The sequence below is a fragment of the Aquidulcibacter sp. genome (assembly GCF_049239865.1).
GTDB lineage: Bacteria > Pseudomonadota > Alphaproteobacteria > Caulobacterales > Aquidulcibacteraceae > Aquidulcibacter.
In genome coordinates, this window is record NZ_JBMLTR010000080.1 from 20,820 (window position 1) to 46,627 (window position 25,808).

The following is a 25,808-nucleotide window of genomic DNA, read 5'->3' on the forward strand; positions in this document are numbered from 1 at the left end:
GCCGCCCCACTCAGAGGCAAGATTTTGGCACATAGCGCTTACGACATCATTATCATTGGCGGCGGACACGCGGGCTGTGAAGCTGCCGCCGCAAGCGCGCGCGTCGGCGCAAGGACGCTTCTCGTAACCCATAACGCCACGACCATTGGCGAAATGTCATGTAATCCGGCAATTGGAGGCCTCGGCAAAGGCCATCTCGTTCGTGAGATTGACGCACTCGACGGGATCATGGGCCAAGCCGCAGACGCCGCGGGTATCCAATTTCGGATGCTCAATCGTTCAAAAGGCCCTGCGGTTCGGGGTCCGCGCGCGCAGGCCGACCGCAAACTGTATCGTGAAGCCATCCAATCAATCCTGACTGCTCAAGACAATCTGTCGATCTTGAGTGCAGCGGTTGAAGATTTGATCCTGATTGATGGGACATGTCGCGGGATTATCCTAGGCAATGGCGACCGGATCGAAGCAGGCGCGGTTGTGCTGACGACCGGCACATTCTTAAACGGCATGATCCATCTGGGGCAAAAGACATGGCCGGCGGGCCGTATCGATGAGGCCCCGGCAATTGGACTGGCACAAACGCTTTATCGGCTTGGCTTGCCGATGGGTCGACTTAAGACAGGGACGCCGGCGCGGCTAGATGGCCGCACCATTGACTACAGTGTCTGCGAGAAACAGCCGGGGGATGAGCCACCGACCGCCTTTTCCTTCTTGAACGAAAGCATCACCACACCACAAGTTCCCTGCTGGATCACGTGGACGAATGAGGCGACCCACCAAATCATTCGCGACAATCTGCATTTGTCGGCTGTCTATGGCGGGGCGATTGAAGGTCGGGGGCCGCGCTATTGCCCGTCCATTGAGGACAAGATTGTCCGCTTTTCTGACAAGGATCGCCACCAAATCTTCCTAGAGCCTGAGGGCTTGGATGATCCGACCATTTATCCCAATGGCATTTCGACCTCTTTCCCAGAGGAAGTTCAAGCAGCCTTCATGCGGACGATCCCCGGTCTCGAGCGGGTTGAGATCATGCGTTATGCCTATGCGATTGAATATGACTATGTCGACCCCCGTGCCTTGGGTTCTGACCTGTCCGTTCAGTCGGTCCCCGGCCTTTATTTGGCTGGGCAGATCAACGGCACAACCGGTTATGAAGAAGCGGCTGCGCAGGGCTTGATGGCCGGTCTTAATGCGGCGCGGCGGGTGGGCGGGCTTTCACCAGTGAGTTTCCGTCGCGATGAAGCCTATATCGGTGTTTTGATCGATGATTTGATTACGCGCGGTGTTTCGGAGCCTTATCGGATGTTTACGTCTCGGGCGGAATATCGCCTGACTCTGCGTGCAGACAATGCGGACCAGCGCCTGACGCCGGTTGGCATCTCGCTTGGTTTGGTCGGAGCACATCGGACCCAAGCCTTTACCGAGAAACTCAGCGAGATATCGACTGCGCGTGCCTATGCAACTGAAACGACCATCACACCGACCGAGGCCGCCAAGCTTGGTTTGCCTGTCAATCAGGATGGCCGCAAGCGCAGTGTGCTGGAGTTAATCGCCCATCCTCAGATTGGTTTACCGCGCCTGTTGGACATTTTCCCAGACCTTACGGCAATGAGCGCCCGCGCCCTTACCCAACTGGAGACCGAAGCGGTTTACTCGGGATATCTGGATCGCCAGCAAGCCGATATCGTGGCCTTCCGACGTGATGAGGATTTGGAGCTTCCCCAAGATCTCGACTACCGCGCCATTGGCGGGCTTTCCAATGAGGCGCGCGAGAAACTGTTGGCCGTTCGCCCGACCACGCTTGGGCAAGCGTCGCGGATTGAAGGCATGACGGCCGGGGCGCTCACCGCCCTTCTGGCCCATGTTCGTCGAGGGGTCAGCTCCCGTGCGTCCGCTTAACTTAGAAACCAGTCGGGCCGCCTTGGACGTCCAAGAACTACTCGTGTCTGACTATGGTGTTTCACGTGAAACCATCGAACGTTTTGAGGCCTATCAAGCCATACTCACCAAATGGGCACCCCGGATCAATCTTGTCGGAGCATCTACCCTCGCGGCATTCTGGGATCGTCACATACTGGATTCCGCTCAATTACTGCCGCTCGCTCGCCCTGACGCAAGAACCTGGGTCGACTTTGGTTCAGGAGCTGGTTTCCCTGGACTTGTTATTGCAGCCCTAGTTCAGTCACACGACGGCGCACACGTTACGCTGATCGAGGCCAGCGCCAAGCGCTGCGGCTTCCTGAGGGAAGCGGCACGAGCCATGCAGGTAAAAGTAGAGATCATCAACGACAAGCTGGAGCATGTCACCCCGCATCCAGTCGACATCATCACCGCACGGGCCTTTACCGCGCTTGACCGTCTGCTCGCCTATGCGGATCCGTGGCAAGGCCCCCAGACGCAAGCACTGTTTCCAAAAGGGGAAGAAGTGTCTGGAGAGCTTGCGCAGGCCTCGACAAACTGGCTGTTTAAGTCGACAATCCATCCATCGGTCAGCGATGCACGAGGCTGCATTGTCGAAGTCACCGAGTGCCAAGCCAGAACAGGGTCCACGCAACTATGAAAAAGACACGCGTCATTGCTGTGGCAAACCAAAAGGGCGGTGTTGGCAAAACCACCACAGCGATCAACCTCGCTACCGCGCTCGCCGCAGTGGGCGAGACTGTTCTGATCCTCGACATTGATGCGCAAGGCAATGCGTCCACCGGCTTGGGTGTGTCCGCAGCCGCACGCAAGCTTACTTCCTATGATGTCATCATGGGCGAGGCCTCGTTTGCTGAAGCTGCTATTCCAACTCGCATTCCTAATCTTGCGGTCATACCGGCTAGCGTTGATCTCGCGGGCGTCGAGATGGAATTGTCGCAAGCACCGAACCGGGCCTTCCGCCTAAGGGATGCCCTCGCCCGCCACCGGGTCGACATCAGCCGTGGCGATGGTGTGCATTATAATTTCATCCTGATTGACTGCCCACCGTCGCTCAATGTCGTCACCATCAATGCGATGACAGCCGCCGATGCCGTGTTAGTGCCTCTACAGTGCGAGTTCTTTGCGCTTGAAGGCCTCACGCAATTGATGCGCACCGTGGATTTGGTCAAAGGCTCGCTTAATCCCGCCCTCGAAATCCAAGGCATTGTGCTGACCATGTATGATCAACGCAATAATTTGTCCGACCAGGTAGCAATGGATGTCCGCACCCATTTGGGTGATAAGGTTTATGCGACCGTCATCCCCCGCAATGTGCGAATCTCTGAAGCGCCATCTTTTGGCAAGCCTGCACTTCTCTACGACCATAAATGCTCTGGCAGCCAAGCCTATATGCGCTTGGCGAGCGAGGTCCTGCAACGCGAACGCACAAGGTTAGCAGCATGAGCGACGAAGCCGATTTAGCCCCGAAAGCCCCAAGCAAAGCTGACAATCGCCCTGCGCGTGGCCTTGGCCGCGGCTTGTCTGCCCTTTTGGGCGACACCGAAACCCAGCGCCCAACCGAAGAACGCGGCGCAGACGGCGGCACGCGTGAGATTGGCCTCGATCTGATTGTTCGCAATCCACAACAGCCGCGGCGGCAGTTTGACGAGCACGATCTGCAAACCTTGGCGGATTCCATTCGCCAACACGGCATTCTTCAGCCTTTATTGCTGCGGCTACTCGATGACGGATCAGGCCGTTATGAGATCGTCGCCGGTGAACGGCGCTGGCGCGCCGCGCAATTGGCGGGCTTACATGTCGTCCCAGCCTTGGTACGCACATTTGATGATCTAGCGACACTGGAAGTATCCATCGTCGAGAACGTTCAGCGCGCCGATCTGAACCCCATCGAAGAAGCGCTCGCGTTTCAACAATTGGCAGAGCGTTTTGGCCGCACCCAACAGGCCATCGCAGACACGGTCGGTAAAAGCCGGGCGCACATCGCCAATACTGTCCGGCTCCTGTCCTTGCCCGAATCTGTAAAGGACCTTGTTCGCTCAGGCGAGCTCAGCGCTGGTCATGCGCGGGCCATCATCAGCGCGCCAGACCCCTTAGCTGCCGCGCGCGCGATCATTGATCGCGGCTTAAGTGTCCGAGATGCCGAAAGGCTCGGAACCAAGAGCGAAAATACACGAGGCAGCGCGACCAGCATCCGCGACGATCAAGGCGACGCCGATTCCAAAGCCCTAGCACACGACCTGTCCGCCGCTTTGGGCTTAGATGTCAGCCTTGCGCACAAGGGCAATAAAGGTGGCGCTTTGACGATCCACTATCGCAGTCTGGAACAGTTAGACGACTTGTGCCGGAAGCTTACGGCAATTGCGCGCTAAGTCCGGTCAAAAGAATCGACTAAATTAAGGGCCGTCGCCTGCAATGCCGCAGGGGACCCAGTCGGCAAACACAGCCGCATCACGCCCTGCTGTCCGGCCTCTGTAAAATAAAGTGCAAGGCCGCCTGACGGAACCGTCGAGAGGACGGCATCAAACGCACCATCATCTATGCCGACATGCACCCAGGGAAGCCCCGTGCGAAGCCGCTTGTCAAAGCCAGCAATTTGAACTCGTCCTTCGGCCTCCAACAGACCAAGGCGCACGTCAACACCAGCAGCTTGAAGCCGCGCCACGCCGATGCCGCGTGTCCGAGGGTCTGGATCAAGCACGCTGATGGTCACGGTCGCGACTGCCGCATCGATCAAGCTCGCGCTGCAGGCCGGACCGCGCGCGCTTTCATGCGCGCAGGGTTCCAACGTCACATAGGCATGACAGCCAACAGCATATGGGCCAGCCATGGCTAAGGCCATCGCTTCACCATGTGGCCGACCGCCTCTTTGGGTTCGCCCTTCACCAATAATAAGATCATCGCGCACCAAGACGCAGCCGACGCTGGGATTGGGCTGAGTTTCACCCAGCCCAGAGCGCGCAAGTTCAAGCGCCCGAGACATGAAAGCTATGTCAGCCTGCGACCACTCTACCAGCGGCTCTTGCATCGTCTTAGCGGATTACGGGCAAGGGCTGCGCCCGGCTAGCATCCAGATACTTGGCAGAGATAGGCTTTAAGGCTCCATCCAGCTCAATCAACAAAGGATTGGCAGTCGGAACTTCGACTTCCATGATCTGCGCTTCATCAAGGCCGAACAAATGCTTGATGATGGCGCGGAGAGAATTCCCATGCGCCGAAATAACAAGGTTTTCCTGCGCCAGGTGCGGCGCGACACTGGCTGACCAGTAAGGCAGCACACGCGCCAAAGTCATGGCGAGGCTCTCCCCATCTGGCAAAGCTCCCGCCGGCACATGGCTGTAACGAAGATCATGCGATGGGTGGAACGGGTCAGACTTTGATTGCGGTGGCGGCGGCACATCATAAGAGCGACGCCAAATGCGCACTTGCTCTTCGCCATGTTTCGCAACAGTCTCCGCCTTATCGAGACCTGTCAAAGCGCCATAGTGACGCTCATTCAAACACCAGCTCTTTTCCTCGGGCAGCCAGCAACAATCCATTTCTTCCAGCGCCAACCAAAGGGTCCGGATTGCGCGGGTCTGAAGCGATGTAAAAGCGCGTGAGAAGCCGACACCGGATGACTTCAAAAGCTGACCCGCCTTGCGGGCCTGCGCCTCACCTTCCGCGGTTAAATTCACGTCCATCCACCCAGTGAACCGATTTTCCAGATTCCATTGTGATTGTCCGTGACGAACCAGCGCTAAATACGACATTGATGACCCTTCAAAAGGCAAAAAACTGGCAACTTGGCCTCATATTGGGCCACATAAGGGATATCGGAACGCTTAATCAAGCCAAAGAGGCCCCAAAAGGGTCTATTTGCAAAGCTACTCAATTTTGCAATGCTGCAGTGCAATATATATAAAATCCCGATTTATCAATTATTTACAGCTCTTTTTCTCCGAAAATTAAGCCAATCACAAATTTATCAGTGCAAAAAACCTTGAAAATTTCGCAGGTGCGAGATAAATAGGCTCATGGATGCTGTGGCGTCCCTGCCCTTTTTGGGCGTTTCCTCCCAAACACCTATAAGGCCGGGCCTCGTGCCCGGCCCTTTTTTTTGGCTTACTTACTGTCTCAACCGCTTTAACGCGCGGCTTTTGCCTCTGCCACCGCAACAAGACGCATAACCAACCCGGCGAGCACCTCCGACACCTGAGAAAAGGCGGCCCGCTTACTCATCGCCCCTTCAACCATGTAGAGAGAGCGATTGATCTCAATCTGCAAGCTATGCTGATTTAGAGCCGGTTTCCCATAGCGTTCCGTCGCATAGCCACCCGCATAGGGATTGTTGCGAGCCACACGGAGACCCTTAGACCGAAGATAAGAGAAGGCCTCCGCCATATAAACAGGCGCGCAAGAGGCACCAAAGCGATCGCCCAATACAATATCATTATCCGGCGAGCCAGACGCGGACGCGGGCATCGAATGGCAATCTAGAACAACAGCGTGGCCAAGCGCCTGCTTTGCCCCGTCAATCAAACCCTCGATTGCCCCGTGCCACGGCGCATAAACCTCGCTCAGGCGCGCCTGCGCGGCCTCGAAAGACAATCGACCCGCATAAATCTCAATGCCGTCCCCAACGGTCCGCGGGATGACGCCCAATCCAGCCAAAACACGAGGGGAAGGAACCCGTCGATCTGACTGTGGCAAGCCTTCAATCAATTCGGGATCAAGCTCTTCTGGACCACGGTTAAGATCGACATAAGCACGAGCAAAGTCGGTCATCAGCAAAGATGCGCCAAGCCCTGGGCTAGCGGCGAACAACTCATCCACAAAGGCATCTTCAGAACGACGCAGAGCCAGCCGATCCAACTTTGATGCGCTCAACAGGTCCTCGGGATAAAAACGACCAGAGTGCGGACAACAGACAATCACGCCAGCCTTATCACTTAAAGGTCGAAACAGACGGTAAGCAGGCGGCCGTGATGCGGGGACATCCCCCGCCTCATCGCGTTGATAGCCAGTCGCAGTGCCCCATTCCCGCATATCAATCCTTTAGCGCCGCCACACGGGAAACGAAAGCAAGCACCGAAGCGCCGCCTGCCCCCACTACAATTTCATACAGTAACCTGTGCAAAAATTGCTGCCGAACCAGACTTGTCAACCTCGCCTTCACCATATTGGGGCAGATATAGGCCCACAACTAACGGAGCACAGCCACAATGGCGAGAATTCTCTTGGCAGAAGACGACGATTCCCTGCGGACGTTCCTTGCTGCTGCGCTTAACAAAGCAGGCCATATTGTTGCAGACTTCCCAGACGGCGATCAGGCGCTTGAAGCCTTAAATGCCATGGGTTTCGACTTGCTTCTGACTGATATTGTAATGCCAGGCGTAGATGGCGTCGAGCTGGCGCGGCGTGCTGCCGAAGTCGATCCAGCCATGAAGATTGTCTTCATCACAGGCTTCGCAGCAGTAGCGCTTAATCCTGCCAACCAAGCGCCGTCCAAAGCAAAAGTCCTATCCAAGCCCTTCCATCTGCGTGAACTCGTCGCAGAAGTGGAAAAGGTTATGGCCGCCTAAGCCAAAAATTTATCCTGAAGCCAATTCGGTCCAAATATGCTGGGCGGCATAAGCGCGCCACGGCCGCCAAACCTGTGACCGTTGCTCTAACGATTCTCGGGTAGGCCGCGCGCCATCTGCCTGTATCATCCCGCGCGCCAAAGCCACATCCTCTGCCGGAAAAGCATCAGGGTCCCGCAGCGCCCGAAGCGCAACATAGCTAGCCGTCCAAGGGCCAATCCCGGCAATAGCCCGCAGGCGGGAAACAACCTCGGGCGTGTCCACGCCAAAAAAATCAGGCTCTGCCAAGAAAGCCGCACAATAGGCTTTGAGACAACGCACGCGCGCTTGTGGCATGCCCAAAAAATCCAAAGACGACGCCAAAATCGCCTCCGCCGACGGGAATAAGCGGGACACACCGCCCTGTTGCGACCAGTCACTGGGCAAGGCCTCACCAAGATACGACACCAAAGTCGCCCCAAGTTTAATCGCAGCGGTCACGGTAATCTGTTGACCAAGGATTGCCCGAACTCCGATTTCAAAAGGCTCAAACGCGCCGGGAACCCGCAATCCGGGTCTAAGCCGCACCAAATCCTGCAAAGCCTCATCTTCAGCCAAATGCGCACCAATCACCTCGGGATCTGCCGCCAAATCAAAAGCTTCACGAACCCGCGCAATAACTTTGGGCAATAGAGTCAAGTTTTGCAGCTTCACCCGCACATCCAACCAGTTTCCCTTGCCTTGCGACACGGCTACCAAACCAATCTGACCCTCAATCACTAGGCTCCGACGATAGACGCCACCGTCAAACGTCTCCACGCCCGGATAGAGCCGTGCTTTCATAAAGTCGGCCATGGCGGCCCAATCATAAGGTGGGCGATAGCGTAGTTTTAGGTGAATATCGGCTGTTGGAACGGCGGGGGCTTCGACGCCGATCTCACGCCGCAAGAACGACGGCGGGACTTTAAAGACCTCCTGAAACGCCTCATTGAACCGGCGGATTGAGCCAAAGCCCGAAGCCAGCGCGACTTGGGTGATGTTCAAATCGGTTTCGTGCAACAATTGCTTTGCCAAAAGCAGTCTGCGCGTCAGCGCCACGCTGACAGGGCTTGCACCAACATGTTTCAGAAATAGCCGCCGTAGCTGTCGATCGCCTAAGCCGAGACGGGACGCCATCTGCTCGACATTGCCACGATCCAGCGCCCCTTCCTCAATCAGACGCAAAGCCCGCCCAACCGAACTGGACGTGCCACGCCAAGCCGGCGTATCGGGCGCAGTCTCTGGACGGCAACGCAGGCAGGGCCGAAAACCTGCTTCTTGGGCCACGGCGGCCGAGGCACAAAACACCACATTCTCGCGTTTAGGCAGGCGAGCAGGACAAACGGGGCGACAATATATCCCCGTCGTCTTCACAGCGGTAAAGAACCGTCCATCATAGCGGCTATCGCGAGCGGAAATGATGGCATAGCAGGCATCTTGATCAAGGTTCATAACGCCTCATGCCAGTCGGCACGCCTTAGGTCTAGCGGAATTCGGACATCACTAAAGTCCATGTTCGACACATAGGAACAGGTCCGAAAACCGCTAGCCAAATCGATCCGATTGCCTCAGACCCTGTTCTTAGAAAACCACTTATCGTAGGACCACGTGCATGAAGCTAACGCTTAGCCATCTTGAAACGCCCACCGGCCCGATGATGTTGCTGTTGGACGATGCGAAACGGGTCCGTCTGTTTGAGTGGGTCGACCATCAGGCTCGAATGGACAAACTGCTTGTGCGCCATTACCCCAAAACGACTTTCTCTATTTCAGAGGAAGCGCCACCAGCAGCCTATCATGGGGCCATTGCTGCATACTTCAATGGCGACATTGGTGCGCTAGAAGTTTTGCCCGTCGCCATGGGTGGCACCTCCTTCCAGCAGACCGTCTGGCATGCCCTGCAGACTATTCCGGCCGGCAAGACATTAAGCTATGGCCAGCTCGCAGCTCAAATCGGCAATCCCAAAGGCATGCGCGCGGTTGGCCTTGCCAATGGAGCCAACCCCATCGCCTTGATTGTGCCGTGTCATCGCGTGATTGGTGCAAATGGCACACTCACCGGTTATGGCGGCGGCATGGAGCGAAAACACTGGCTGTTGCGGCATGAAGGGTCTCTGCCGCAAAAACTTTTATAAGGCTTCCCTGCCCGCTGGGCAAAGCAGTTTAGATCGCCTAAACAAAAATCATGACCACTTTCGGCGACCGCCTAACCGAACAAACCCGCTTGCGCGCGACGCCTTTGTGCGTTGGCTTTGATCCATTCCCGGACCTAATCCCAGCCATTTTTGGCCCAAAGGGTGAGCTCGAAACGCTCGAGCGTTTCTTCAGCGCTGTAATCGAGGAAGTCTCTGGCCAAGTCCCGATTGTGAAGCCCCAGATTGGCTTGTTTGAACCTTGGGGCGCTGACGGTGTCGCGCTCACAGCCAAGCTCGCCCGCTTCGCCCACGATCAAGGCCTTCTGGTGCTGATGGATGCCAAGCGTGGCGATATTGGGTCAACGGCGGAAGGCTATGCTCGGGCCTTCCTAGGGGCCCAAGCGCCAACGCCATGTGACTGCTTGACGGTTAATCCTTATCTCGGCCTCGACTCCCTCCAACCTTTTGCCGACGCCGCTAAAGCGAACAACAAAGGCATCGCCGTCCTCGTGCGCACCTCCAATCCAGGCGCGAAGGACTTTCAGGATATTGACTGCTCAGGCGCACCCCTCTGGGTCCGAGTCGGCGAACAATTGATTAGCCTTCAAGATGAGCTGATGGGCCAATCGGGCTTCTCATCTCTGATGGTGGTATGCGGCGCAACTTGGCCTTCTGAAGCCGTAAGATTGCGGACAATTCTTCCGGGCACTCTCTTCCTCGTGCCAGGTTATGGCGCGCAAGGCGGGGCAGCCAAGGACGCGCTCGCGGGGCTGGTGCCCGGCCCTAACGGTCATGAAGGCGGCGTCGTCTCCTCGTCTCGCGCCATCCTTTACAACAAAGCGGCGGCAGAAGCCCAATCCCTGCCCGTTTGGCGAAAAGCATTTCAGGAAACATTAAAGGCCTCGATCCTAGAACTTCAGGCTGCGTCCAAAGATGTCGTAGGGGCGAGTTAGACTAGAGTTATCAGAGAACCAATTTCAGGATGGACGGACCTTTATGCGCGACTTATTTGAGACGCCGACACCACGGGTTTTCACCATCCCCCCGGCCGTCTCTTTTCTGGACGTGCTTGCGCGCACATTGGTGGAAGCCCTTTCCCGGGATGAGACGCCATTTGCGCTCTCCGATGCGATCATTGTCCTGCCCACGAGACGGGCGGCGCGCGGACTTGCGCAGGCATTCTTAAACTGCAGCCCTCAGACGGCGACGCTGCTGCCGCGTATCCGCACCTTGGGAGACCTTAATCCTGAAGATGCAGGTCTTGGTGAGTTTGGCGACGATTTGGACCAAGCACCCGCCATCGACCCGCTGGCGCGTCGCCTCATCTTAGCCCGTCTGATCCAAGCCCGTGGTGTCCAGTCGGATTGGTCATCTGACCCCGTCTCTGCCCTCCTCGCCGCCGATGCCTTGGCCGACCTATTGGATTCCGCCGCCATGATGGCCAGTGGGACAGAAAGCTTTGACTGGTCCAAACTATCGACTTTGGTCAGTGAACATGAGTTGGCCAAGCATTGGGAACAATCCACCACGTTTCTGACGATCGTCACCGAAGCTTGGCCGGCCTATCTCACCAGCGTGAACAAGGTCGATCCCGGTGTGCAACAGCGGCGCAACATCGAAGCCATGGTGGACAAATGGCGCGCAGCACCGCCACAGCAAACCATTGTGCTGGCAGGTTCAACCGGCTCTATGCCGGTCACGCGCAAACTGATGCAGCTGATCGCCCGCCTGCCGCAAGGCATGGTCGTTTTGCCCGGTCTCGACACCCATATTTCCGGCGAGGCTTGGATAGCAGCGCGCCATGACGACCAACATCCTCAGCGGGCGCTATCTGAAGCCATTGAGGCTATCGGGATCGAACGCCACGATGTTCGAGTGCTGCCGGGTGTCGTGGAACCCATTGCACTCGCCCAACGCCGCCTCGTCATCAATGAAGCCCTGACGCCGCAAGCCTCAACCGCGGACTGGCCCTCGCGGATCGAGGACCTTGGGCCGGCTAATATTATCGCTGGCCTTGAAGGCCTCACGCTGATCGAAGCGGCGAGCGAAGAGGAAGAGGCCAGCTTGATTGCACACGAATTACGCGAAACGCTGGAAACCGCCGATCAAACCGTTGCCCTCGTCACCCCAAGCGCCGAGATCGCGCGCCGCGTTGCGGCCAAGATGCAGCGTTGGGATATTCAAGTTGACGTGTCATCCGGTCGGCCAATCAGCGATACCAGCATCGGCAGCTTCTTGCGACATGTCATGCAATGGAGCCAGGACCCCAGCGACCCAGTTTTGCTGTGCGCACTCCTTGGCCATCCTTTGACGTCAATTGGCCTTGCCCGAGAGCACGTCGCCGCTTGTGCAGCCGCTATTGAGACGGGCATTCTCCGTGGACCCCGCAAAGCCAGAACTCTGCCCCAATTAATTGAGCAACTTGAGGCCCTAAAACCCGCCTATTGGCATGCGATGCAGGTCAATGGCCAACCGGTTGAAAAGCAGAACGGTATCGTCTTGCTTCAAAAGCTCGACCAGCTCCTAACCCAAACCGGGCAACTCAGCGGCTCCCTGCCCGACTGCGCACAGACCATCGCCACTTTGGCCGAGGCGCTGGCTGCAACCGAAGCGCAAAAAGGTGCCGAGATTGTCTGGCGGGGAGAGGCGGGTGAGTCTGCGGCGCGCTTCTTTGCCTCCCTCATGGAGCATGGCCTGCTTTTTCCTCCGATCCAGCCCCAAGCGATTGGTCGGACGTTGGATCATTTGATGGAAGACCTAGTCGTCCGCCCGCGTGGAACCCACCCGCGCATCTCCATTCTAGGCCCGTTGGAAGCCCGGCTCTTGCAGTTCAATAAAGTGGTTTTGGCCGGGCTTGATGAGGGTGTCTGGCCACAGCCTGCTGCACCCGACCCCTTCTTGTCGCGACCCATGCGCCAGCATTTGGGGCTGCCCTCGCCCGACACCCGCATTGGGCTTTCCGCGCATGACTTCGCCCAATTTGCCTCCGCACCTCGTGTCTTGCTGACACGCTCTGCCCGCCGAAAGGACGCGCCAGCGGTGCCATCGCGTTGGCTTTGGCGACTGAAGACGCTTGCTGCAGGGGCTTTGGGCGAAAAAGATGCCGCTAACGTTCTGGCGGATGGGTCAGACTGGCAGTCGCGATTGCGGGCGCACGCGCCTAACCGCGTTTTTGAGCCCACCAAGGCCATTCCCGCTCCAAAACCACCCGTGCATGCCCGACCACGCAGCTTCCATGCGACACAGATTGAAACTTGGATCCGCGATCCCTATCGCACCTATGTCGAAAAAGTCCTCAATTTGCGCGCCCTTGATCCCTTAGGGGGTCCGATCAGCGCGGGTGTGCGCGGTAGCGCGATCCACAAAGGCTTTGAAGTCATTGCAGATTGGTATGATCATCCACCACACGACGCCGCCAATGCCCTTCATCAGGCATTCGATACCGCTTTGCGTGAAGCCGGATACGACGAAACCAGTCTTGCCGTTGAACTGGCACGCTTAGAGCCCACCATTGCTTTTGCGGTCGAAGTGGAAATGCCGCGCCTCTTGGCTGGCTGGCGGCCGATTGTCGAGAAAAAAGGAAGCCTGACACTCGATACGCCCGAAGGCGACCTCACCATAATGGCACGGGCAGACCGGGTAGATATCGGGCCAGACGGCACCGAAATCCTTGACTTCAAAAGTGGCAAACCGCCCTCGAGCACTGAAGTGTACGCCATGTTTGGCATCCAGTTACCCGTCATCGCGCTGATTGCTGCCAATGGCGGCTTTGAAGGTCTCGCCGCCAGCATGCCCAGTGACTTGCGCCATATCCATGTGGGTGGTCGCAGCCCAAAGGTTGAACCTGCGGTCCACAGTAAAACCAGTGTACCAGAGCTTGTCGAACGGGCAGAAAACACGCTGCGAAAGCTTTCCGCGCTCTATCATAACCCTGACCGCGCCTATTTGCCCAAACCACGTGTCAGCTTGCTCAAAAAGGTGACCTATGACGATCCCGTCGACCGACTGTCCCGACGGGCCGAGTGGGCCAATGCGGAGGACAGCGAATGACCCGCGCCATCGTTGAACTCACCGGCAGAAACCAAGCGATTGCCGCAACGCCTGAATTGTCTGTCTGGGCGAGCGCAAATGCAGGGGCGGGCAAAACCAAAGTCCTCATCGACCGGATCGCACGCCTGCTTCTCCGCGGCTCTGACCCCGCGAAGATTTTGGCCGTCACCTATACCAAGGCGGCTGCAGCCGAAATGCAGACCAGACTGTATGGGCTCTTGGGGTCTTGGACCATTTCGCCCGACAAAGAACTCACCAGCGCGCTGCAAAAACTCGACCCCGATCTGGGTGAAATTGAGCCGAGCTTCCTAGCCAACGCGCGCGCCTTGTTTGCCAAAGCGCTGGAGACACCCGGCGGCCTGAAAATTCAGACCATCCATGGCTTCTGCCAAACGATCCTACAGCGCTTTCCCTTGGAGGCCGGCGTGCCGCCGGGCTTTACGGTTTTGGAGGATGCGGCAGCGAAAGCGTTACAAGCACAAGTGTTTCATGAGGCCTATGCCAAAGCGCCTGCAGCTTTCTTGGAAGTGGCCCGCCTAACAAGCCAAGATGACCACCAAAGACTGATCCTGGATGCCATGTCCGCTGGGGGGCAAAACTTACCTATAAATCCAGACCTGACCGGGATCGCAGATCAGCTGGCAGCGGAACTCCAAATCGATCCAAGCCGTACGAAGCAATCCTATCAACAAGAAGCTTTGGATGATCTAGACCGCGCCGCTTTGATTGCAGCAGCTGCGCGGCTGGAAACTGGCGGCACGAAAGACAAAGAGCTGGCAAATAAGTTGATCCGTCTGGCGCAGGACAGTGACCATGAAGTGGCATGGCAGGCATGGCGCACCATCGTCTTGAAATCAGATGGCGAACAAAGGGAAAGGTTTCTTACTAAGAAATTCGAGACTGAATTTGCAGTTACCAGCCTTTTTGTAAGCGACGGGGCGCTCGTTTCAAATTTTATCTCTGCCCAGGAAAAGGCGCGTGCCGTTGAAACCTATCATCGCTCCCTTGCCCTCACTCAGGCTGTTTATGCCTTTAAGGCCGCGTGGACCAAAGCCAAACAAGCTATCGGCGGCCTCGACTTTGATGACCTTTTGGTCCGCACCGCAGCCCTGTTACGGGCGGGGGAGGGGGCAGCGGCTTGGGTGCTGTTCAAGCTCGACGCAGGCCTAGCCCATATTCTGATCGACGAAGCCCAAGACACCAACCCACAGCAATGGGACTTATTAGAGCCGCTTTTCAACGTGCTGGAGCAGGAAGCGAGAACGCAACCCAGAACCCGCTTCATCGTGGGCGACGAAAAGCAATCCATCTATTCGTTCCAAGGGGCAAAGCCCGAGCGCTTCTTAGAGGAAAAAGCCCGCTTTGAAGCGGGCGCGACTGAATTGGCCGACCAAAGACGTAGCCTCGAATTTGATCTCTCTTTCCGCTCCAGCCAAACCATACTCAATGCCGTAGATGCAGTTTGGGCGTGTACGACCCTCGGCGGCCCGCCGCCACTTGCGGCGGCCGACGCAGCGGACCCACCGTTTGAACGCAAATACGCCTTTCCAACCCAGCACATCGCCTTTCGAACCAAGCATTCAGGCGCGGTAGAGTTGTGGCCGAAGACAGTCGCTGGCGAGAAAGCGCCTGAATCGGACGCATGGGATCACCCGCTCAACATCGAGCGTGAAGACAGCAGTCGGAATCGTCTCGCCGAACGGATCGCGCTGGAATTGAAAGCCCGCCTCGACCGCGGTTTTGCCATTCCAGCCAAAGAAGGCCTAAGGCCCATGACCCCGGGTGATGTCATGATCTTGGTGAAGAAGCGTGGACCCTTCTTCCATCAGCTCATCAAACGCTTGAAATATCACAAAGTCCCCGTGGCAGGGGCAGACCGCATCAAACTGGTGGAAGACCCGGCCATTCAGGATTTGATTGCTTTGGGCCGTTTTGCCTTGTTGCCGCAGGATGATTTCAACACCGCTTGTGTGCTGAAGGGTGCGTTTTGTGGTCTTGTCGATGATGACGCGCATCTGTTCCCGCTGGCTTGGGATCGGGGCAGCCATTCCCTGTGGCAACGGCTTCAGCATTCCGCCGATCCAGCCCATGCTCTGGTCGCGGCATTCCTGAAATCTGTGCTGGGCCGCGCAGGCCATATGCCGCCTTATGAATTCTTCGCCTCGATCCTTGAGCGACCCTGCCTTGAGGGCAAAACCGGCTGGACCCTGTTGATTGAGCGCTTGGGCCACGAAGCCCGCGAGCCGGTAGAAGCTTTTTTGGGGCGCGCCCTCAGTCATGGCCGAACAGAAACGCCCAATCTGCATGGGTTCTTGGCCGCAATCGAAACCGATGCAGCCGACGTAAAGCGCGAGATGGAGCAAGGCAGTGACGGCGTCCGCGTTATGACTATCCACGGCGCCAAGGGGCTAGAGGCCCCTGTGGTCATTTTGCCAGAAACCACTTCTCCAAGAGGCGCAACCAAAACAAGCTTTCACTATGATCAGGATGTCCAAGCCTTTTTGTGGTCACCCACCGCCAAAGAAGACCCAGAGGCGTTTGCTGAACTCCGCGCCAATCAAACAGCATCCGAAAAACAGGAGGATGCGCGGCTCCTTTATGTCGCAATGACCCGGGCACGCGATCTCCTGATCCTGTGTGGCTTCCACTTCGGTCAGCAAAAGAAAGACAAGGGCGATACTGGCAAAGATGATGCCGACGAGAAGGCCAAAGATACTTGGTATGACTTGTTTGAACAGGCGCTCAATCTGATGGGGCCGGGCCAAAAACTTGAGGGTCAAGCCGGGCCAGACGATGCCTTTTCCTACCAACTTTGGGGAGAATATGTCGGAGACCTGCCAGCAGACGCGCTGCTGCAGCCCGCGCCTTCCCCACTTCCAGCTTGGATCGATCAGCCACCGCCAGCCGAAAAGCAACGCGCCCGACGAATTGCGCCGTCAGCTTTGGCACCCGATGGCTCAGAACCTGCCACCCTCTCCCCGCTGCAACCCGATGCGCGGCTCCGCTTTCTGCGTGGGCGCTTGATCCACGAATTGCTGCAGAGACTGCCCGATGTGCCGCAAGACACCTGGGAAGAACGTGCACGACGGCGTTTGGCGCGCGAAGCGGACTTAAGCGAAGAGACGCGTCATCAAATGGTCGACGAGACACTTGCCGTGCTGCGCGACCCGACGTTCGCGCCATTGTTTGGGCCAGGAAGTCGCGCGGAGGCGACGATTGTGGGGCGCGGGCCCGGTCTGCCGGACGATATGGTCGTGAATGGCAGTGTTGACCGCTTGGTTGTGACCCCGACCGAAGTCTTAGTGCTGGACTATAAGACCAATCGGCCGCCACCCCAGACCCTTGAGGGCGTGGCGCAAGTCTATCTCAACCAGATGGCCGCCTATCGCGCACTGCTTCAGGGAAATTGGCCGACCAAGAAAGTTCGGTGTGCGCTATTGTGGACCGATGGACCGCGCCTGATGGAATTACCTGATCAAATTTTGGATGACGCCTTGCGCGTGATTGCTGGGCTGCCTAGTTAAAGGAACAAGCCAATTGGAGTTCACACCATGCCAACCCTCGCCATCACCGACGACAGCTTTGAAACGGACGTTCTGAAAGCTTCGGGTCCCGTTCTTGTGGACTTTTGGGCGGAATGGTGTGGTCCATGCAAGCAGATCGGCCCAGCTCTCGAAGAGATTTCAGAGGAAATGGCTGGCCAGCTAGTGGTCGCCAAGCTGAATATTGACGATAACCCAGGCACCGGCTCGCGCTATGGCGTGCGCGGCATCCCAACCATGATGCTGTTTAAGGACGGTCAAGTCGTGTCCACCAAAGTTGGTGCGATGGCGAAAAGCCGCATCTCGGCCTGGATTGGCGAAAGCCTCTAACGCCTCATTCTGGCGGCAAGCAGACAATTTGAATAACTTTGAGATCGCGGCGTACGCGATTGGCGACGCGTGTGATGTCGTCCGCCCGAAGCGGGGCAATCGCATCACCCTTGGGGCTTAAGCGCGCGTCTTTGAGCGCATGTATGATCGAGTCTGAGCTTGTGGTGATCACACGCCCACGGCGCAGACTCTCCGCAATTGTAATGCCGATCACATTGCCATTGGAATCAAACGCAGGGCCGCCCGAAAGCCCACCCAAAGTCCCGCGCAATCCTTTGGACCTTGAAACCTCGGCCCAAGCCAAGGTGTTTTCGCGCCCGCGCCAGGCCCCTTCCGTGATCATTAATTCGCGCCCGATTAGCCGGCTAACCACTTCGCCCGGCTGGCCTTGTGGAAACCCAATATGAAAACCCATGGCGCCGATTTGAAGGTCGTCTTCGTTCAGGTCTAACGCCAAAGGCTCAGGACCGCCTTGGGTGCGCAATATGGCAACATCGGCGCGCTTGGAGACATAAGCGAGCGAGGCCGCCACCAGTTCTTGATCTTGGCCATTGACCACACCCAAACGCTCACACCCCAGCGCCACATGGCGGGCGGTCAACCACGTTCCATTGTCACCAATCGCAAAGCCGGTTCCACTCGACCACGGCCCTGCACGGTGCGCCTCCACCATGGACTGGTCGTCATAGGGGCTAGGTGCCGGCAAAAGCGGCCCCTTCTGGGCCTCCTCTTTCGTGGTTTCAGCTTCTGGCACAACAAAGGTATCAGCGGGCCTAGATGGCGGCCGCAACTCCGCTCGATCTTGGACGCGACCAAACATCCAAGCCGCCGCCACGATCAAGACCAAAAGGATCAAAATGCCATCGCCGAACCGTCTCAGCATCGCGTATCAGCCATTCAAGGCCGAAGCCGTCAACAAAGCAGCGCCAATCTTCACGCCTACCAGCACGGCGGCAGACGCCATTTCGCCATTTTCAATGCGCTTCGACAGCCCTCGGACAACCAAATCGACTAAGCGAAACATCACCAATTGCAGAACCAAGGCCGTCAAACCCCAGATGATGACATCCAGCAAAGCATGAGATGTTGCCAAAGTAGCTGCAATCGGAATCGCAATGCCAATCGCCGCACCGCCTAAGGAAAGGCCAGCCGCACTATTGCCTGCGCGGACAAGCTCTATCTCACGGTGCGGCGTAATGGCCATATAAAGCCAAACGCCAAAGGCCCAAATTAAAATAGCCACGCCGCCTTGAAACAGAAAAGCGGGCAGGCCTGTGACAAAGGCTTGCAACGAAGGATCCATACTTCACTTTCCTCTCTCGCTCAGTGGAACATAACTTCCAGTGCTGACGTTTTGGCTTTAATGCGTCAAGCATCAAATGGAAGTGGGCCTGTGGCCTACACCCGCCTGCATCGTCTGAATTGGAGCTATTATGACCGCTGCCACCAACAAAGTCGCCCTCGTTACGGGCTCCACCAGCGGAATTGGGCTAGCCATTGCCGAAGCCTTTGCGGCGGCCGGCTATGGTGTCGTGATCAATGGTCTGGGCGAAGCGGATCAAATCGAGGCGACTCGAGCCAAACTGGCCCAAGACCACAAGGTCGACGTGCTCTATCATCCTGCCAATATGTTGGCTCCGGCAGAAATTGAAGACGTGGTCGCCAAAACCCGCGCCCACTTTGGGCGGCTGGATGTGCTGGTCAATAATGCAGGTATTCAATTTGTTGCCCCAATTGAGGATTTCCCTGCCGATAAATGGGACCAAATCATCGGCATCAATCTCACCTCAGCTTTCCACACCATTCGCCACGCAATTCCAGGCATGGCGGCGCAAAAATGGGGCCGGATCATCAATATCGCCTCGGCGCATGGCTTGGTCGCCAGCCCGTTCAAGTCTGCCTATGTCGCCGCTAAGCATGGGGTGGTGGGTCTCACCAAGACGGTTGCGCTGGAACACGCGAAAGAAGGCGTCACCTGCAACGCCATCTGCCCTGGCTATGTTCTGACCGGCTTGGTGAAGGCGCAAATCCCGGATCAAGCAAAATCGCGCGGCATCACAGAAGAGGAAGTCATCCAGAACGTCTTGCTCGCCGCGCAGCCGACCAAGCAGTTTGTAACAGTCGAGCAAGTAGCCTCATTCGCGCTTTATCTAGCCAGTGATTCAGCCGCTCAAATCAATGGCGCGATCCTGACGATGGATGGCGGCTGGACAGCGCAGTAAAGGTGGCGACTAGTCTGCCTTTGGCCGTTTGCATTGCGCAATCAACGCGTCGACCTGCGATGGCTGGGGCGCTGACACGGTGATCGTGGCCCCATTACTCGAGAATTCTAGGGGCTTGCCCGCACCGAAGCGCGCCAAGACCGGATCGGATAAGACCGTAGCGGCTGCGCCGTCCACCTCATAGCCATTGGCACTGGGCTTCCAGCTCATCGTGAGACTCGCACTTTTACCGGCACTACTGACCCGAACCGATCCGGTAGTGCCCTTTGTTGGTCCGGGTAGACCTGAAACCGCGATGGTGTAACCGCCCCCTGCGCGACAGGCGACAGAAGCCAATGCACCCTTCTGACCCAGAGGTGACGCAATCCGGCCAATACTCGGCTCTCGCCAAGCCGCAATCTCCACCTGAGGGGGTGAGCTTGGGGCAGGGGCTGTCTCCCACCGCACTTGACCGGCCCTCACGTCGTAGAAGGCAACGGATGGAACGGGCATCTCTTCGGGAGAAGCCACAACCACCTTGCGTGAAGCAGGCGGGCAAAAGCCAGCAAGCGCCAGTCCGCGCGCCCGAACCTCTGGGCGAAGACTGCTGGTCTGAAGCCGCTCAGCCAAAGTAATCCGCGTCGCTCGACGCAAATCCAAGACGATCACGCGCGCAGAACAGGGTTTGGGCGCAGCCTCGCCTGCCACGAGAACAGCCACTTCCGGCAATTGGCCACCGGCTGGCCACCTCGCTTGGATCGATAAGCTGTGCGGAGCCTTCTCGGCACCCATCTCTCCCTTGACATCACCACCCGACTTCTCTGCCAATAAGGGCTCACTCTCATCTCTTGCCTGTGCCCCTCGGGGGTAGATCAGCACATTATCAAGGTAAGCCGCCGCGCCACCTTCAGCCACCTTAATCTCAATTAGGCCGCGTGACGTCAGAAGCTGCGTTTCAGACAAATTAGGCAAAGTGGCACCGGCACGCACCAAATCGGCAAAGCGCCTGCCAGCCGACAGCGCGACGCCATCTCGGCGCATTTCCGTCAACACCAACGTGCCAACTTGCGGGCCGGTTTGGAACTTGAACACCAAAGTCTCTGGCATGGCTCCAGACCCAGCCTTTATCGATGGTCCCGGCTTGAAAACATAGCCAATTTCAGCTCCGCTTTGCAGGCTTTGAAACGACCTTGACGCGATATAGCCCGCTTGAGATGCGCGCACTTCTGTGTCGTTCAAATACTGCTCAATCGACAAATTTGTCGCCAGCGGGCCTTGAACCGAATCCAACTCAGCCAAGATGGTTTGAGGCAGGACCGACAAGAGTGCTTGATTGGACTGCCCTTGGGTAGGTGCCGTCACGGCCGAACCAATACCAACCGGGGCGGCTGACCGCAGAAACGGCAGAATGATGCCACCAGAAGCAACGCCCACCCCAAAAGAGAACAGCGCCACCAAGGCCAGCATGCCCACACCAAAACGTGGGCCATAGATCGGCTTAGAAACAATTGATACCGGATCACGTTCCATCGGATGCACCATAGGTGAATGTAAAGCGTGTTTGCCGCCTTCGCCAAGTCAGATCGGGCAACCATCTTGCTTCCACTGCAGGGGAAAAGACCGTATGCCCTTCAAACCACAGCCAACGCACGCTAAACAGTTTGCATGACCACTGTATCGCCTGCCGAACCGCCCATGACCCCCGCCCTGGTTGCCGAACACGGCCTCTCGGAATCAGAATATGCCATTATTCTGGACCGTTTGGGGCGTGAACCCAATCTGACGGAGCTCGGCATTTTTTCGGTCATGTGGTCAGAGCATTGTAGCTACAAAAGCTCGCGGCGGCATCTAGCTAAATTCCCAACCAAAGGCCCGCGCGTCATCCAAGGCCCCGGTGAAAATGCTGGTGTCATTGATATTGATGATGGCCACGCCGCTGTCTTTAAGATGGAAAGCCACAACCACCCAAGCTTTATCGAGCCATATCAAGGCGCGGCGACGGGCGTCGGCGGCATCATGCGCGATGTGTTCACCATGGGTGCCCGCCCCATTGCTTTGGCCAATGCGCTGCGCTTTGGCAGCCCAGACCATCCTTTAACGCGCCGCTTGGTTTCAGGCGTGGTGGCAGGGATCGGCGGCTATGGAAACTGCGTCGGTGTGCCCACCGTCTGTGGCGAAACAAATTTCCACCCCGGCTATAATGGCAATATTCTGGTCAATGCCATGTGCGTAGGCCTCGCCGATGCCGACAAGATTTTCTATGCGCGCGGGGCCAAGATTGGCAGCCCCATCGTCTATTTCGGCTCCAAAACTGGGCGCGACGGTATCCATGGTGCCACTATGGCCAGTGCGGAATTTGACGAGGCAAGTGAAGAAAAGCGCCCCACCGTGCAGGTCGGCGATCCGTTTGTCGAAAAGCTGTTGATTGAGGCCTGCCTTGAACTCATGGCCACTGACAGCATTGAAGCGATTCAAGACATGGGGGCCGCGGGCCTGACCTCGTCTTCGGTGGAAATGGCCGGCAAGGAATATTTGGGCATTGAGCTGGATATGAATTCAGTCCCCGTGCGTGAAACCGCCATGACGCCCTATGAAATGATGCTGTCCGAAAGCCAAGAACGCATGCTGGCCATTTTGAAGCCAGGCCGCGAGGCCGAGGCTGAGGCCATCATGAAGAAATGGGACATTGATTTTGCCGTCATTGGCAAAACGACCGACACGGGACGCATGGTCCTGCACTGGAATGGCACCATTGTCTGCGACATCCCCGTAGCCCCCTTAAGTGAAGATGCGCCCAATTATGATCGGCCTTGGGTTCAGCCAACGCTGCACCCTGCCGTGACCAGCGCGATGGTAAAACCAATCACCGACTGGCGCGACGCCACGTTAAAGCTCTTGTCCTGCCCAGATGGCGCATCAAAGCGCTGGCTGTGGGAACAATATGATCGCCACGTGATGGCCGATAGCTTGGAAGAAAGCGCCACGCCTTCTGATGCGGCCGTCGTGCGCATCCACAATACCAAAAAGGCGCTGGCAATCAGCTGCGACTGTACCCCGCGCTATGTCTTGGCGGACCCATTCGAAGGCGGCAAGCAAGTCGTTGCTGAAGCTTGGCGAAACCTGACGGCGACGGGCGCAAGTCCGATTGCCATCACCGACAATCTGAATTTCGGAAACCCACAACGCCCTGAAATCATGGGCCAATTTGTGCGCGCTACCGATGGAATGGCTGAAGCCTGTGCCGTCCTCGACTTCCCAGTCGTCTCGGGCAATGTGAGCCTGTACAATGAGACCTCCGGCCAAGCGATCCCGCCAACCCCTGCGATTGGCGGTGTTGGGCTTCTGACCGATTATACCACGCGCGTTGGCTTTGGTGCGGTAGACATGGGCGATATGGTCATTTTGGTCGGTCAAACAACGGACAATTTGGGCGCGACTTTGGCGCTGCGCGAATTATGGGACCGTGAAGATGGCGCGCCTCCACACGTCGATCTGGCCCAAGAGCGCCTGACCGGTGACGTCGTGCGCGGCTTGATCCAAGCTGGCCACATCCGCTCGTGTCATGATTTATCCGATGGCGGGCTCTTGATCGCGGCAGCTGACATCGCCATGGCTTCGGGCACAGGCCTTGCCATCACACTGCCACAAGGCCTCAGCCTTGAAGCAGCCTTGTTGAGCGAAGATCAAGCCCGATATCTTTTGATCGTCGACCCCACCCATGCCGACAGCGTGTTTGATGCTCTTGAAAGCAAAGCAATTCCCTGCGCAGCCATCGGCTCTGCTGGGGGATGCGAATTGGCGATTCAAGACGTTTTGGCGATTGACATCACCGATCTGAAACAGGCTCACGAAGCCTGGATGCCCGCCTTTATGGCCTAATGGCCGAACCCTTTACCCCGGAGACAGACATGCCAATGGCCGCTTCTGACATTAAGTCGATGATTTTGGATGCTTTCCCCGATGCGGAGATCGAGATTATCGACCTTGCAGGCGATGGCGACCACTATAAGGCCATCGTGAAAAGCGACGGATTCGCCGGCATGAACCGGGTCAAGCAGCATCAGGCAGTCTATGCTTCGCTTAAAGGTAAAATGGGGGGCGAGCTACATGCGCTCGCCCTTGAAACTGGCCCCAAGTCCTAGGTCCGCTATCTCTTGATAATCAACAGGCTGTAATCGCCGCCTGCAGATTCCTCGATGGTGGTGACGCGAATGATCTGTGGCCCGGCGGTTGTGACCGTATAGATCAATTTGGCGTTTGTGCCGCCACCGCTATCATCGTCTGTGACATAATCATCATCGACGCGGTCAATCTGGCGCGCGCCAACCAGAACATCGAAACTCTCCGCACTTGCGGTAATCTCATAAGTTTCGCCGACTTGGCCATTGAAGACATAACGGTCAAAATATTGGCTGTCGTTGCGCAAAGGGTCAGTTGCACCAAGATTGCCACGAATGGTTTCGCCTAACTTTGCCCGGGCAGGGAAGGGCGGCGCGATGGAAGCGGGGATTTCACTTACACCGATCGTGTATTGACCTACTTGCGTTGGCTCGCCCGCCGTCGCGCGAATAATATAGGTGCCATCGCTTGGTGCCGTAAACTTAATTCGCGCATTCAGGCCTTCTGCGCCATCGTCATCTTTCGCGATGGCTTGGAAGGCGGCCGACGTCAAAAGGCCAATTTCCAACAGCGGGTCTAGATTGGAATCGCCCTCCTTCTCCATCTTGACATTGACCCGCTGGCCAGCCCGCAAAGTGACCGAATACGTATTGAAAAGGGCGTCGGTGGTAGCTAGTCGCGCGCCCCCATCGCTCAACTCACCGGGCACGCTCTGCCCGAGACGCAAAGCTTGGGATGGCGCTGGTGCTCGGTCTGCCGCAGCTTGGTCAACCTTCAAGCGATACGAACCATTGGCCCGACCTACCTTTTGGACCTCTAAAACATAGGTTCCAGACGTCTCAGGCCGATAGCGCAACAAGGCATTACTGCCGCCACCGCCATCATCATTGTCTGCCAACTTATCTAGGCTGCCATCGGATGCGATCTTGCCAATTGCAATTTTGGGATCAAGTTCGCTACCGCTGCCCACATCCACTGAGATTTTGTATACCTTACCGCCTTCCATACGAATGCCGTAACGAATGGCATAGACTTCTTCGCCATCGGTCTCGTAACGTGGTGTCGCGCTTGACATCGCGCCGCTGATCGCTTGGCCAAGATTGATGGAGACGGGGGCAGGCATAGGGGCTAGTTCCTGACGTAGCCCTGTCGTCAATGTGTAGGTGCCAAGTTCTCCAGACCCGACCGCCGTCACGCGGACCTGGTAGAGCCCGGCACGTGGGACCGTGTAGCGGATGCGCGCACTGGTTCCTGGCCCGCCATCATCATCTTCAGCCACCTTTGCTCCCGCAGGCGTCAAGAGCTCCAGCTTGGGGTCAAAGTCCTCGGAAGATAGATCAAGTTGAATTTCCTGATCGGCGGTCAACCGCACGGCATAAGCATCAACTGTCGCCCCTTCATTCGTGAAAGCATCATTTGTATCCAATGCATCCGAGACACTTTGGCCAAAGGGGAGTGGTCTTGCAGAGATCCGTGGCGGTTCCACAGCGGTCGCAAGCAGAGTATAGGGCCCACGGTCGCCCTTGTTCATGGTATTAGCCCGCACCTGCAGTACGCCAGAAGCAGGAACAATCTTGCGAACGACTGCCGGCTTGTCTGTCTCGCCAACAGATGCCACGCAATCCTCACACTCCTCGTTGATTTCATCGGCTACAGCCACGACAGGCTGAAAAGCCCCCGAGGTCAGCGTCACGGTGACCATTTGGCCCTTAGGTGCCTGAACTTGAAAGAGTTCATAGCTGCTATCATCGCCCTGCAACACAGGGTCTTCAGGGCCCATCGAGCTCTGAAGCGGTTGTCCAAGCACTAAGGGCCGAGGGCTAGGTTGAGCAATAGCGGGACCCGCTACCGAGAGCACGAAAACCGAAACCGAACCTAACCAAAGTCGACGCATGATGACGCAGCCACCGAAATGGCCCCTAGGACGGATGCG

Annotated in this window: 21 protein-coding genes; 13 read left to right on the forward strand and 8 right to left on the reverse strand. The window is 57.1% G+C overall.

Going from position 1 to position 25,808, the window contains the following annotated elements; genetic code table 11:
* The first annotated feature begins 24 nt into the window (after nucleotides 1-24).
* From mnmG to ACOVRA_RS05765, 4 genes are read left to right on the forward strand one after another with little or no spacing between them, the layout of a single operon-like run.
* A complete protein-coding gene (gene mnmG / locus ACOVRA_RS05750) occupies nucleotides 25-1,896 on the forward strand; it encodes a tRNA uridine-5-carboxymethylaminomethyl(34) synthesis enzyme MnmG (protein ID WP_421719462.1) in 1,872 nt (623 codons plus the stop codon).
* Nucleotides 1,883-2,557: a 16S rRNA (guanine(527)-N(7))-methyltransferase RsmG gene (gene rsmG, locus ACOVRA_RS05755; protein ID WP_421719463.1), complete on the forward strand. Its 675-nt coding sequence runs from the start codon at nucleotides 1,883-1,885 to the stop codon at nucleotides 2,555-2,557. The genes mnmG and rsmG overlap by 14 nt, the downstream gene beginning before the upstream one ends.
* The gene (locus tag ACOVRA_RS05760; RefSeq protein WP_421719464.1) at nucleotides 2,554-3,363 is read left to right on the forward strand and encodes a ParA family protein; all 810 of its coding nucleotides are present in this window, start codon (nucleotides 2,554-2,556) and stop codon (nucleotides 3,361-3,363) included. Before rsmG ends, ACOVRA_RS05760 begins: the two co-directional genes overlap by 4 nt.
* A complete protein-coding gene (locus ACOVRA_RS05765) occupies nucleotides 3,360-4,289 on the forward strand; it encodes a ParB/RepB/Spo0J family partition protein (protein WP_421719465.1) in 930 nt (309 codons plus the stop codon). The genes ACOVRA_RS05760 and ACOVRA_RS05765 overlap by 4 nt, the downstream gene beginning before the upstream one ends.
* On the opposite strand, the gene ACOVRA_RS05770 is transcribed toward ACOVRA_RS05765, so the two are convergent.
* The 3 genes from ACOVRA_RS05770 to ACOVRA_RS05780 form a co-directional block, all read right to left on the reverse strand.
* Nucleotides 4,286-4,945 (reverse strand): bifunctional diaminohydroxyphosphoribosylaminopyrimidine deaminase/5-amino-6-(5-phosphoribosylamino)uracil reductase RibD, encoded by a 660-nt coding sequence (locus tag ACOVRA_RS05770; protein ID WP_421719466.1) that lies wholly within the window; start codon nucleotides 4,943-4,945, stop codon nucleotides 4,286-4,288. The genes ACOVRA_RS05765 and ACOVRA_RS05770 overlap by 4 nt on opposite strands.
* Before the next feature lie 4 nt (nucleotides 4,946-4,949).
* Complete coding sequence (gpmA, locus tag ACOVRA_RS05775; RefSeq protein WP_290804147.1) at nucleotides 4,950-5,669, reverse strand: 2,3-diphosphoglycerate-dependent phosphoglycerate mutase; 720 nt, start codon at nucleotides 5,667-5,669, stop codon at nucleotides 4,950-4,952.
* Between the two features lie 373 nt (nucleotides 5,670-6,042).
* Nucleotides 6,043-6,945, reverse strand: coding sequence for an N-formylglutamate amidohydrolase (locus ACOVRA_RS05780; RefSeq protein WP_421719467.1), 903 nt, complete (start codon nucleotides 6,943-6,945; stop codon nucleotides 6,043-6,045).
* Nucleotides 6,946-7,121: 176 nt separating this feature from the next.
* Between ACOVRA_RS05780 and cpdR the strand changes: the two genes are divergently transcribed.
* Complete coding sequence (gene cpdR, locus ACOVRA_RS05785; protein WP_085341024.1) at nucleotides 7,122-7,481, forward strand: cell cycle two-component system response regulator CpdR; 360 nt, start codon at nucleotides 7,122-7,124, stop codon at nucleotides 7,479-7,481.
* Nucleotides 7,482-7,490: 9 nt separating this feature from the next.
* On the opposite strand, the gene ACOVRA_RS05790 is transcribed toward cpdR, so the two are convergent.
* Complete coding sequence (locus ACOVRA_RS05790) at nucleotides 7,491-8,951, reverse strand: DNA-3-methyladenine glycosylase 2 family protein (protein WP_421719468.1); 1,461 nt, start codon at nucleotides 8,949-8,951, stop codon at nucleotides 7,491-7,493.
* A gap of 160 nt (nucleotides 8,952-9,111) precedes the next feature.
* On the opposite strand from ACOVRA_RS05790, the gene ACOVRA_RS05795 reads away from it, so the two are divergent.
* From ACOVRA_RS05795 to trxA, 5 genes are read left to right on the forward strand one after another with little or no spacing between them, the layout of a single operon-like run.
* On the forward strand, nucleotides 9,112-9,633 hold the full coding sequence (locus tag ACOVRA_RS05795; RefSeq protein WP_421719469.1) for a methylated-DNA--[protein]-cysteine S-methyltransferase: 522 nt from the start codon (nucleotides 9,112-9,114) through the stop codon (nucleotides 9,631-9,633).
* 50 nt (nucleotides 9,634-9,683) lie between these two features.
* Nucleotides 9,684-10,586: an orotidine-5'-phosphate decarboxylase gene (pyrF, locus tag ACOVRA_RS05800; RefSeq protein WP_421719470.1), complete on the forward strand. Its 903-nt coding sequence runs from the start codon at nucleotides 9,684-9,686 to the stop codon at nucleotides 10,584-10,586.
* Between the two features lie 43 nt (nucleotides 10,587-10,629).
* A complete protein-coding gene (gene addB / locus ACOVRA_RS05805; protein ID WP_421719471.1) occupies nucleotides 10,630-13,683 on the forward strand; it encodes a double-strand break repair protein AddB in 3,054 nt (1,017 codons plus the stop codon).
* Entirely contained in the window at nucleotides 13,680-17,207 is a 3,528-nt protein-coding gene (gene addA / locus ACOVRA_RS05810; RefSeq protein WP_421719472.1) for a double-strand break repair helicase AddA, read from the forward strand. Before addB ends, addA begins: the two co-directional genes overlap by 4 nt.
* Before the next feature lie 27 nt (nucleotides 17,208-17,234).
* Nucleotides 17,235-17,555, forward strand: a complete 321-nt coding sequence (trxA, locus tag ACOVRA_RS05815) for a thioredoxin TrxA (protein WP_290804127.1) — start codon at nucleotides 17,235-17,237, stop codon at nucleotides 17,553-17,555.
* A 4-nt stretch (nucleotides 17,556-17,559) separates the two neighbouring features.
* Here the strand turns inward: trxA and ACOVRA_RS05820 are convergent, their stop codons facing one another.
* Both ACOVRA_RS05820 and ACOVRA_RS05825 read right to left on the reverse strand, forming a co-directional pair.
* Nucleotides 17,560-18,438: a S1 family peptidase gene (locus tag ACOVRA_RS05820; RefSeq protein ID WP_421719473.1), complete on the reverse strand. Its 879-nt coding sequence runs from the start codon at nucleotides 18,436-18,438 to the stop codon at nucleotides 17,560-17,562.
* Between the two features lie 6 nt (nucleotides 18,439-18,444).
* Complete coding sequence (locus tag ACOVRA_RS05825) at nucleotides 18,445-18,858, reverse strand: DUF350 domain-containing protein (RefSeq protein WP_290804123.1); 414 nt, start codon at nucleotides 18,856-18,858, stop codon at nucleotides 18,445-18,447.
* A 130-nt stretch (nucleotides 18,859-18,988) separates the two neighbouring features.
* Between ACOVRA_RS05825 and ACOVRA_RS05830 the strand changes: the two genes are divergently transcribed.
* Nucleotides 18,989-19,777 carry a 3-hydroxybutyrate dehydrogenase gene (locus ACOVRA_RS05830; protein ID WP_421719474.1) on the forward strand — a complete coding sequence of 263 codons (789 nt, stop codon included), beginning with the start codon at nucleotides 18,989-18,991 and terminating at the stop codon, nucleotides 19,775-19,777.
* Nucleotides 19,778-19,786: 9 nt separating this feature from the next.
* Here ACOVRA_RS05830 and ACOVRA_RS05835 read toward each other — a convergent pair whose 3' ends face one another.
* Nucleotides 19,787-21,286, reverse strand: coding sequence for a hypothetical protein (locus ACOVRA_RS05835; protein WP_421719475.1), 1,500 nt, complete (start codon nucleotides 21,284-21,286; stop codon nucleotides 19,787-19,789).
* Between the two features lie 135 nt (nucleotides 21,287-21,421).
* Here ACOVRA_RS05835 and purL point away from each other — a divergent pair, with 135 nt between their 5' ends.
* Together purL and ACOVRA_RS05845 are read left to right on the forward strand one after the other, a co-directional pair.
* The gene (gene purL / locus ACOVRA_RS05840) at nucleotides 21,422-23,635 is read left to right on the forward strand and encodes a phosphoribosylformylglycinamidine synthase subunit PurL (RefSeq protein WP_421719476.1); all 2,214 of its coding nucleotides are present in this window, start codon (nucleotides 21,422-21,424) and stop codon (nucleotides 23,633-23,635) included.
* 29 nt (nucleotides 23,636-23,664) lie between these two features.
* Entirely contained in the window at nucleotides 23,665-23,898 is a 234-nt protein-coding gene (locus ACOVRA_RS05845; protein WP_290804168.1) for a BolA family protein, read from the forward strand.
* Between the two features lie 5 nt (nucleotides 23,899-23,903).
* On the opposite strand, the gene ACOVRA_RS05850 is transcribed toward ACOVRA_RS05845, so the two are convergent.
* Complete coding sequence (locus tag ACOVRA_RS05850) at nucleotides 23,904-25,769, reverse strand: PPC domain-containing protein (RefSeq protein WP_421719477.1); 1,866 nt, start codon at nucleotides 25,767-25,769, stop codon at nucleotides 23,904-23,906.
* Nucleotides 25,770-25,808 lie beyond the last annotated feature (39 nt).